7 protein-coding genes and 1 pseudogene are annotated in these 7,949 nt (G+C 71.9%); 5 read left to right on the plus strand and 3 right to left on the minus strand.

All coding sequences use genetic code 11. The features are described from left to right. The 5 genes and pseudogenes from bchD to FV230_RS29850 all read left to right on the plus strand — a co-directional run. Window positions 1-197 (plus strand): annotated as a pseudogene (bchD, locus tag FV230_RS20950) (magnesium chelatase ATPase subunit D); the annotation flags it as partial. A 48-nt stretch (window positions 198-245) separates the two neighbouring features. Next, window positions 246-1,160 (plus strand): alpha/beta fold hydrolase BchO, encoded by a 915-nt coding sequence (gene bchO / locus FV230_RS20955; RefSeq protein ID WP_147843764.1) that lies wholly within the window; start codon window positions 246-248, stop codon window positions 1,158-1,160. A gap of 51 nt (window positions 1,161-1,211) precedes the next feature. Continuing rightward, window positions 1,212-2,738 carry a phytoene desaturase gene (locus FV230_RS20960; protein WP_147843765.1) on the plus strand — a complete coding sequence of 509 codons (1,527 nt, stop codon included), beginning with the start codon at window positions 1,212-1,214 and terminating at the stop codon, window positions 2,736-2,738. Next, complete coding sequence (locus FV230_RS20965; protein ID WP_147843766.1) at window positions 2,719-3,807, plus strand: phytoene/squalene synthase family protein; 1,089 nt, start codon at window positions 2,719-2,721, stop codon at window positions 3,805-3,807. The genes FV230_RS20960 and FV230_RS20965 overlap by 20 nt, the downstream gene beginning before the upstream one ends. Continuing rightward, the gene (locus tag FV230_RS29850; protein ID WP_187274966.1) at window positions 3,804-3,944 is read left to right on the plus strand and encodes a hypothetical protein; all 141 of its coding nucleotides are present in this window, start codon (window positions 3,804-3,806) and stop codon (window positions 3,942-3,944) included. The genes FV230_RS20965 and FV230_RS29850 overlap by 4 nt, the downstream gene beginning before the upstream one ends. Before the next feature lie 96 nt (window positions 3,945-4,040). Here FV230_RS29850 and truB read toward each other — a convergent pair whose 3' ends face one another. The 3 genes from truB to infB form a co-directional block, all read right to left on the minus strand. Beyond that, window positions 4,041-5,027: a tRNA pseudouridine(55) synthase TruB gene (gene truB, locus FV230_RS20970; protein WP_243931682.1), complete on the minus strand. Its 987-nt coding sequence runs from the start codon at window positions 5,025-5,027 to the stop codon at window positions 4,041-4,043. Between the two features lie 166 nt (window positions 5,028-5,193). Beyond that, window positions 5,194-5,628, minus strand: a complete 435-nt coding sequence (rbfA, locus tag FV230_RS20975; protein WP_147728627.1) for a 30S ribosome-binding factor RbfA — start codon at window positions 5,626-5,628, stop codon at window positions 5,194-5,196. A 114-nt stretch (window positions 5,629-5,742) separates the two neighbouring features. After that, window positions 5,743-7,949: translation initiation factor IF-2 (infB, locus tag FV230_RS20980; protein ID WP_147728628.1), on the minus strand; the 2,207-nt coding region annotated here is incomplete at its 5' end.

Raw genomic sequence — 7,949 nt, forward strand, 5'->3', positions numbered from 1 at the left:
CCGCCGAGGACGCGCTCGCCGCGGCCCGGCGCTTCCGCGCGGCGGCGTTCTCCGCGATCCTGATCGACACCGCGCCGCGCCCGCAGGATTCGGCGCGCGCCCTGGCCGAGGCGATGGGCGCCCGCTATCTCCCGTTGCCGCAGGCCGACGCCCGCAAGCTCAGCGCCGCGGTGCAGGCGGCGGGCGCGGCGGCGTGACGGCTCGCATCGGCAGGTCCTTCAGGAAACCAGGTCCTTCAGGAAACCATGACACGCATGTCCGAGGACCGCCCGGACTGGGAGCGCGACGGGCGCGACTGGCCGCATCGCGACGCCAGCCGCTTCGTCGAGGCTTCCGGCCTGCGCTGGCACGTGCAGGCGATGGGGCCGGCCGACGCCCCCGTGCTGCTCCTCGTCCACGGGACGGGCGCGGCGACGCATTCCTGGCGCGGGCTGATGCCAGCCTTGGCCGGGCGCTTCCGCGTGATCGCGCCGGACCTGCCCGGCCACGGCTTCACCGATCCGCTGCCGGCCGGCCGCCTGTCGCTTCCCGGCATGGCGTCCGCCCTGGCCGACCTGACGACGCAGCTCGACGTGAGGCCGGTCGTGGCGGTCGGCCATTCGGCGGGCGCCGCGATCCTGGCCCGGACCTGCCTCGACGCGCGGCTATCGCCGAGGCTGCTGGTGGCGCTGAACGGCGCCCTCAAGCCGTTCCCAGGTCTTGCCTCGATCCTGTTCCCAAGCATGGCGCGGATGCTGTTCCTCAATCGGATGACGCCGAAGATCTTCGCCTGGACGGCGGACCGCGCCGCGGTGCAGCGGCTGATCCAGGGCACCGGCTCGCGCATCGACCCCGTCGGGCTCGACCTCTATCGCCGCCTGTTCCGGAAGCCCGCCCACGTCGCCGGAGCGCTCGGCATGATGGCGAACTGGAACCTCGACGCCCTCGACCGCGCGCTGCCGCGGCTCGGCGTCCGCACGCTGCTCGTCGTCGGCTCCGACGACAAGGCGGTCGCGCCCGACACCGCCTTCGCGGTGCGCGACCGCCTGCCCGATGCCCGCGTCGAGCTGATGCGCGGCCTCGGCCATCTCGCGCACGAGGAAGCGCCCGAGCGCGTCGCCGCAGCGATCCTCGCGGAGTTCGACGCCCTGACCGCAGCCGAGGCGCCGCGGTCCACCTGAGCCTCAGAAAGGCCCTTGCCTGAGGTCGGCAATCGACCTTAGTGTCAAACTATGTTGACACTCGATGCGTCGGTACCGTTGACACCTGCGGATCGCCGGCCCCACGCCGTCGTCGTGGGCAGCGGCTTCGGCGGGCTCGCCGCCGCGATCCGCCTCGGCGCCCGCGGCTACCGGGTCACGGTGCTGGAACGGCTCGACAAGCCGGGCGGCCGGGCCCGCGTCCACCGGCAGGACGGCTTCACCTTCGATGCCGGCCCGACCATCGTCACCGCGCCGTTCCTGTTCGAGGAACTCTGGACGCTGTGCGGGCGCCGCATGGCGGACGACGTCACCCTGGTGCCGATGCGGCCCTACTACCGCATCCGGTTCGACGATGGCGCCACCTTCGACTATTCCGGCGACCTGGCCGCCATGCGGGCGGAGGTCGCCAAGTTCTCGCCCGCCGACGTCGCCGGCTACGAGCGCTTCATGGCGCAGAGCGAGGCGATCTTCCGCGTCGGCTTCGAAGAGCTCGGCCACGTGCCCTTCGGCCGGATCCGGGACATGCTGCGGATCGCGCCGGACCTCGTGCGGCTCGGCGGCCACCGCAGCGTCTACGACGTGGTAGCGAAGTACATCCGCGACGAGCGCCTGCGGACCATCTTCAGCTTCCACCCGCTGCTGATCGGCGGCAGCCCGTTCCGGGCGAGCGCGATCTACTGCCTGATCGCCCATCTCGAGCGGCGCTGGGGGGTGCACTTCGCCATGGGCGGCACCGGCCGCCTCGTCGACGGCCTCGTCGGCCTGATCGCGGGGCAGGGGGGCGCCCTGCACTGCGACGCGGAGGTCGCCGAGATTACCGTCGCCCGCGGCGCGGCCACCGGCGTGCGCCTGGCCGACGGCACGACGATCGCCGCCGACATCGTCGTCTCGAACGCCGATTCCGCCCACACCTACCGCAATCTGGTCCCGGCATCGGCCAGACGGCGCTGGACCGATCGCAAGGTCGACAAGGCCCATTCCTCCATGGGCCTGTTCGTCTGGTACTTCGGAACGAAGCGGAAATATCCGGACGTCGCCCACCACACCATCCTGATGGGGCCGCGCTACCGCGCGCTGATCGACGACATCTTCCGCAGGAAGCACCTCGCCGACGACTTCTCGCTCTATCTCCACCGGCCGACCGAGACCGACCCGATGCTGGCGCCGCCGGGATGCGACGCGTTCTACGTGCTCTCGCCGGTGCCGAACCTCGCCGGCGGCCAGGATTGGGCGGCGATCGCCGAGCCCTACCGCCGGCGCATCGAGGCGTCCCTCGAGGCGACCGTGCTGCCGGGCCTCTCGGCCGAGCTCATCACCTCGAAGGTGACGACGCCGCAGGATTTCCGCGACGATTTCCTGAGCTTCCGCGGCTCCGGCTTCGGGCTGGAGCCGGTGCTGACGCAATCGGCGTGGTTCCGTCCGCACAACGCGTCGGAAGACGTGCGCAACCTGTTCCTCGTCGGCGCCGGAACCCATCCCGGTGCCGGCCTGCCCGGCGTCCTGTCCACGGCCCGCGTCCTCGATACGGTGGTTCCCGATGCGCGCGTCTTCGCCTGAGTCGCTTCCGGCCGCGTTCCTGGCCGCCCTGCGCCCGGCCTCGTCGCACGCGTCGGAGGCCGACCACGCCGCCTGCCGCGCCGCGATCCGGGCGGGGTCGCGCAGCTTCTACGCCGCCGCGCACCTGCTGCCGCCGCGCGTCCGGCGCGCGGCCTACGGGCTCTACGCCTTCTGCCGGTTGTCGGACGATCTCGTCGACGACGCGAAGGCCGGCGCGGCGCCCGGGGCGGTGCTTCGGCTCGATGCGCGGCTCGCGCGCATCCATGCCGGCCACCCCGCCGACCATGCCGCCGACCGGGCGCTCGCCGACGTCGTCGCCGACCACGCGATCCCGCAGGCGCTGCCGGCGGCGTTGCTCGAAGGCCTCGCCTGGGACTCCGAAGGGCGGCGCTACGCGACCTTGAGCGCGCTCTGCGCCTACGCCGCCCGCGTCGCGGCCTCCGTCGGCGCGACGATGACGCTGATCATGGGCGTGCGCGATGCCGACGTGCTGGCGCGGGCCTGCGACCTCGGCGTGGCGATGCAGCTCACCAACATCGCCCGCGACGTCGGCGAGGATGCGCGGGCCGGCCGCCTCTACCTGCCGCTCGACTGGCTCGATGAGGCCGGCATCGATCCGGACGCGTTCCTGGCCGAGCCGGTCGCGACGGACGCGCTGCGCGACGTGGTCGCCCGGCTACTCGCCGCCGCGGACGTGCTCTACGCCCGCTCGGAGGCCGGCATCGGCAGCCTGCCGCTCGCCTGCCGTCCGGCGATCCGGGCCGCGCGCCTGATCTATGCCGAGATCGGTACGGAGATCGTCCGGAACGGGTTCGACAGCGTCACCCGGCGCGCCCGCGTCGGGGCGGGGCGCAAGCTGCAGCTGCTCGCCCGCGCCGCGCTGCCGCTCGGTGGCGGCACCGAGCGCGACGCGCCGAGCCTGCCCGAGACCGCCTACCTCATCGAGGCCGTGCCGACGCGCACGCCCTTGGCCCGCCCCTGGTGGGACATCCCGGGCCAGGCGGTGCGGGTGCTCGAGATGATTGAGGCGTTGCGCGAGCGTGAGGCGACGGGGCGCGAGCCGGCGTGAGCGACCCGCTCTTCGCCGCCTTCGACATCGGGCTGGTCTTCGCGCTCGCCCTCGGGCTGGCGATCTGGCAGCTCGTCGCGCTCAGGCGCGGCATCCGGCGGGACCGCGCGGCGGCGAAGGTGGACCGCGGAGAGTAGCATCACCGACGGTTATTCCATCCGCGCTTTCCCTCCCCCCTCTGCGGGGGGAGGGAAGAGGCGCAAACCACACCGCCCCGGTTCACGCCATCGACGTCAGGATGCCCGGCCGGCGGCCGTTCCGCCGAGGTGGAACACCCGGTGGGGCACCAGCTCGCCGCGCTCGACGTCGCCCACCGCGACGAGGATGCCGCCGCAGGTCGCGAAGATCTTGCCCTCGACCGGCGCGTCGCGGCCGCGCAGGATCACCGACTGGCCGCGCATCAGGCGCATCGCCATGTCGCGCGAGACCGAGACGGAGGGGATCGCGTCGAGGGCGGTCTCGACCGGCATCAGGTGGGCGAGGCTGCCCTCGGGCCCGGCGGCGTCAAGCCCGGCGACGTTGCAGGAATCGGCCTCCGCGAACGGCCCGACCCGGGTGCGGCGCAGGGCCGAGACGTGGCCGCGGCAGCCGAGCATGCGCCCGAGGTCGCGCGCGAGCGCCCGCACGTAGGTGCCCTTGCCGCACTCGGCCTCGATCACCGTGCGGTCGGTCTCGTGCTCGACCACCGCGAGGCGATCGATCTGGACGGGACGCGCCACCAGCTCGACCACCTCGCCGTCGCGGGCGAGGTCGTAGGCGCGCTCGCCCTGGATCTTGATCGCCGAGTAGCGCGGCGGCACCTGCTCGATCGCGCCGACGAAGCTCGGCAGGGCGGCCTCGACCGCCGCGCGGGTCGGGCGGTCCTCGCTCGTCGCCACCGGGCGGCCCTCGGCGTCGTCGGTGTCGGTCTCGATGCCCCAGCTCACGGTGAAGCGGTAGGCCTTGCGGCCGTCCATCACGAAGGGGACGGTCTTGGTGGCCTCGCCGAGCGCGATCGGCAGGATCCCGGATGCCAGCGGATCGAGGGTGCCGGCATGCCCCGCCTTCTTGGCGTTGAAGGCGCGCTTCACCACCGCGACCGCGTGCGTCGAGGTCATACCGACGCCCTTGTCGAGGATGACCCAGCCCGACACGTCGCGCTTCTTCGGCCGGTCGGGCCGCGGACCGCCGCGGGACGGGCGACGGCCCTCCTCGCTGCGGCGCTCGCCCGAAGACGGCATCTCGGGCGCGGAGACCGGATGCTCGGAGGTCAGGACGTCGTTCATGGAAACCTCGGTCGGCATCATGCTTTTTTACGTCAATCGGCGAAACGGAATCTGGATCGGTGCGCGCCCGCCTGCCGGTGCCGCGCCGCGATGGCGTCTTCGATCGGGTCGGGGCCGGCCCTCACGGGCGCCCCCCGCCGACCTCCGCGTCGTCCTCGTCCGGCACTCCCTTGTCGAGGTCGCGCTGGACGCGCTCGTTGCGCAGCAGCGCGTCGATCCGCGCGGCCTCGTCGAACGTGTCGTCGCGCAGGAAGCGCAGCTCGGGGGCGAATTTGAGGTTCACCCGCCGGGCCACCTCCTGCCGGAGCGCCTTGCGGTTGCGCTCGAGCGCGGCGATCACCGGCGCCTCGTCCATGCCGCCGAGCGGCATCACGTAGGCGGTGGCGAGCTTGAGGTCGGGCGACATCCGAACTTCCGGCACGGTCACCACGTGGGTGCCGAGGACCGGATCCTGGATGTCGCCGCGCTGGAGCACCTCGGCCAGCGCGTGGCGCACGAGCTCGGCGACGCGCTGCTGGCGCTGGGTGGGGCCGTTCGGGTTGGGTTTCTGAGCCATGGTCTTCTGCGGTCCGGCACCGGGTCGTCGAGCAGACGAGGCAGGACTGGAGTACGAAAAAAGACGGCCGCGGCAGGAGCCGCGGCCGCCGTGTCGATGCGCTGTCGAACGCGATCAGAGCGTGCGGCGGATCTCTTCGACCCGGTAGCACTCGATGGTGTCGCCGGCGCGCATGTTCTCGAAGTTCTCGAACGCCATGCCGCAATCCTGGCCCGACGTGACTTCCTTCACGTCGTCCTTGAAGCGCTTCAGAGTCGAGAGCTTGCCCTCGTGGATCACCACGCTGTCGCGGATCAGGCGGACATGGGCGCCGCGCTGGACCACGCCGTCGGAGACGCGGCAACCGGCGACCTTGCCGACCTTCGAGACCTCGAAGATCTCCTGGATGAAGGCTTCGCCCAGGCGCTCCTCGCGGAGCGTCGGAGGCAGCATGCCCGACAGGGTCGCTTTGATGTCGTCCACGAGGTCGTAGATGATGTTGTAGTAGCGGATCTCGACGTCGTTGCGCTCGGCGAGCTCCCGCGCTTCCTTGTGGGCACGGATGTTGAAGCCGATCACCACCGCCTTAGAGGCGGTCGCGAGGGTCACGTCCGACTCGGTGATGCCGCCGACGCCGGCGAGCAGGATCCGGGCCGAGACCTCGTCGTTGCCGAGCTTCTCCAACGCGCCCGAGATCGCCTCGACCGAGCCCTGCACGTCGCCCTTGATGATGACGGGCAGCTCCTTGCGGCCGGCGCCTTCCTTCAGGTCGCGCATCATGTCGACGAGCGAGCGGTTGGCGCCGCCGGTGCGGGCGTTCTGGCGCTCGCGCTTCGTCCGGGCACGATACTCCGTGACCTCGCGGGCGCGGGCCTCGCTCGGCACCACGATCACGCGGTCGCCGGCATCCGGCGTGCCGTTGAAGCCGAGGACCTCCACCGGGACCGACGGTCCCGCGTACTGGATGTTCTCGCCCTGGTCGTCGATGAGCGCGCGGACGCGGCCCCATTCGGCGCCGGCGACGACGATGTCGCCGGTGAACAGGGTGCCGCGCTGCACGAGCACGGTCGCGACGGGGCCGCGGCCGCGATCGAGCTTGGCCTCGATGACCGTGCCCTCGCCGTCGCGCTTCTCGTTGGCGCGCAGGTTCATGATCTCGGCCTGCAGCTGCAGGCCCTCGAGCAGGTCGGGCAGGCCGTCGCCGGTCTTGGCCGAAACCTCGAACTCCAGCGTCTCGCCGCCCATCGACTCGACCTGGATGTCGTGCTGGAGCAGCTCGGTGCGGACCCGCTGCGGGTTCGCCTCGGGCTTGTCGATCTTGTTGATCGCCAGGATCAGCGGAACGCCCGCCGCCTTGGCGTGCTGGATCGCCTCGATCGTCTGGGGCATCACGCCGTCGTCGGCCGCCACCACGAGCACGACGATGTCCGTCACCTTGGCGCCGCGGGCGCGCATGGAGGTGAAGGCTGCGTGGCCGGGGGTGTCGATGAAGGTGATCATGTCGCCCGACGGCGACGCGACCTGGTAGGCGCCGATGTGCTGGGTGATGCCGCCGGCCTCGCCCTCGACCACGTTCTCCTTGCGGATCGCGTCGAGGAGCGACGTCTTGCCGTGGTCGACGTGGCCCATGATCGTGACGACCGGGGGACGGGGATCGAGATCCTCGTCGAGATCCGGCTCGTCGGAGGTCAGGCCCTCTTCCACGTCCGACTCGGCGACGCGGCGCACGGTGTGGCCCATCTCCTCGGCGATGAGCTGCGCCGAATCCGAATCGATCACGTCGGTGATCTTGTGGATCTCGCCCTGCTTCATCAGCAGGCGGATCACGTCGACCGCCCGCTCCGACATGCGGTTGGCGAGCTCCTGGATCGTGATCGTCTCCGGGATCGTCACCTCACGCGACAGCTTCTCCTTCTGCTCGACCTGCCGGCTTCCGCTCATGCGCTGCTGGCGACGGCGGAAGGAGGCGATCGAGCGGGTGCGCTCGTCCTCGCCGGACGTCGCTGTCGCGATGGTCAGGCGGCCGCGGTTGCGGTCGCCGCCGGGCTGCTTGGGCGTCTTCGGCGGCGTGATGATCTTCAGCGGCATGCCGGGACGGCGGATAACGCGCTTGGTCTCGCTCTCGTCCTCGTTCGCCGCCGGGCGGCCGGCCGGACGCGCAGCGGTCCCCGCGGGCCGTGCCGCGGTGGTCGGGCTCGCGCTCTTCTCGGGCTCGGGCGCCGGGGCGGGGCGCGCCATGAAGTTCAGGTTCTGCGGCTTGCGCACGTCCGCGGTGATGGTCTTGCGCGGCTCGGCCGGGGTCGGACGCGCGGTCAGCGGCGGCCGTGCGGCGGCCGGCGCAG

This window comes from Methylobacterium sp. WL6, assembly GCF_008040095.1.
Lineage (GTDB): Bacteria > Pseudomonadota > Alphaproteobacteria > Rhizobiales > Beijerinckiaceae > Methylobacterium.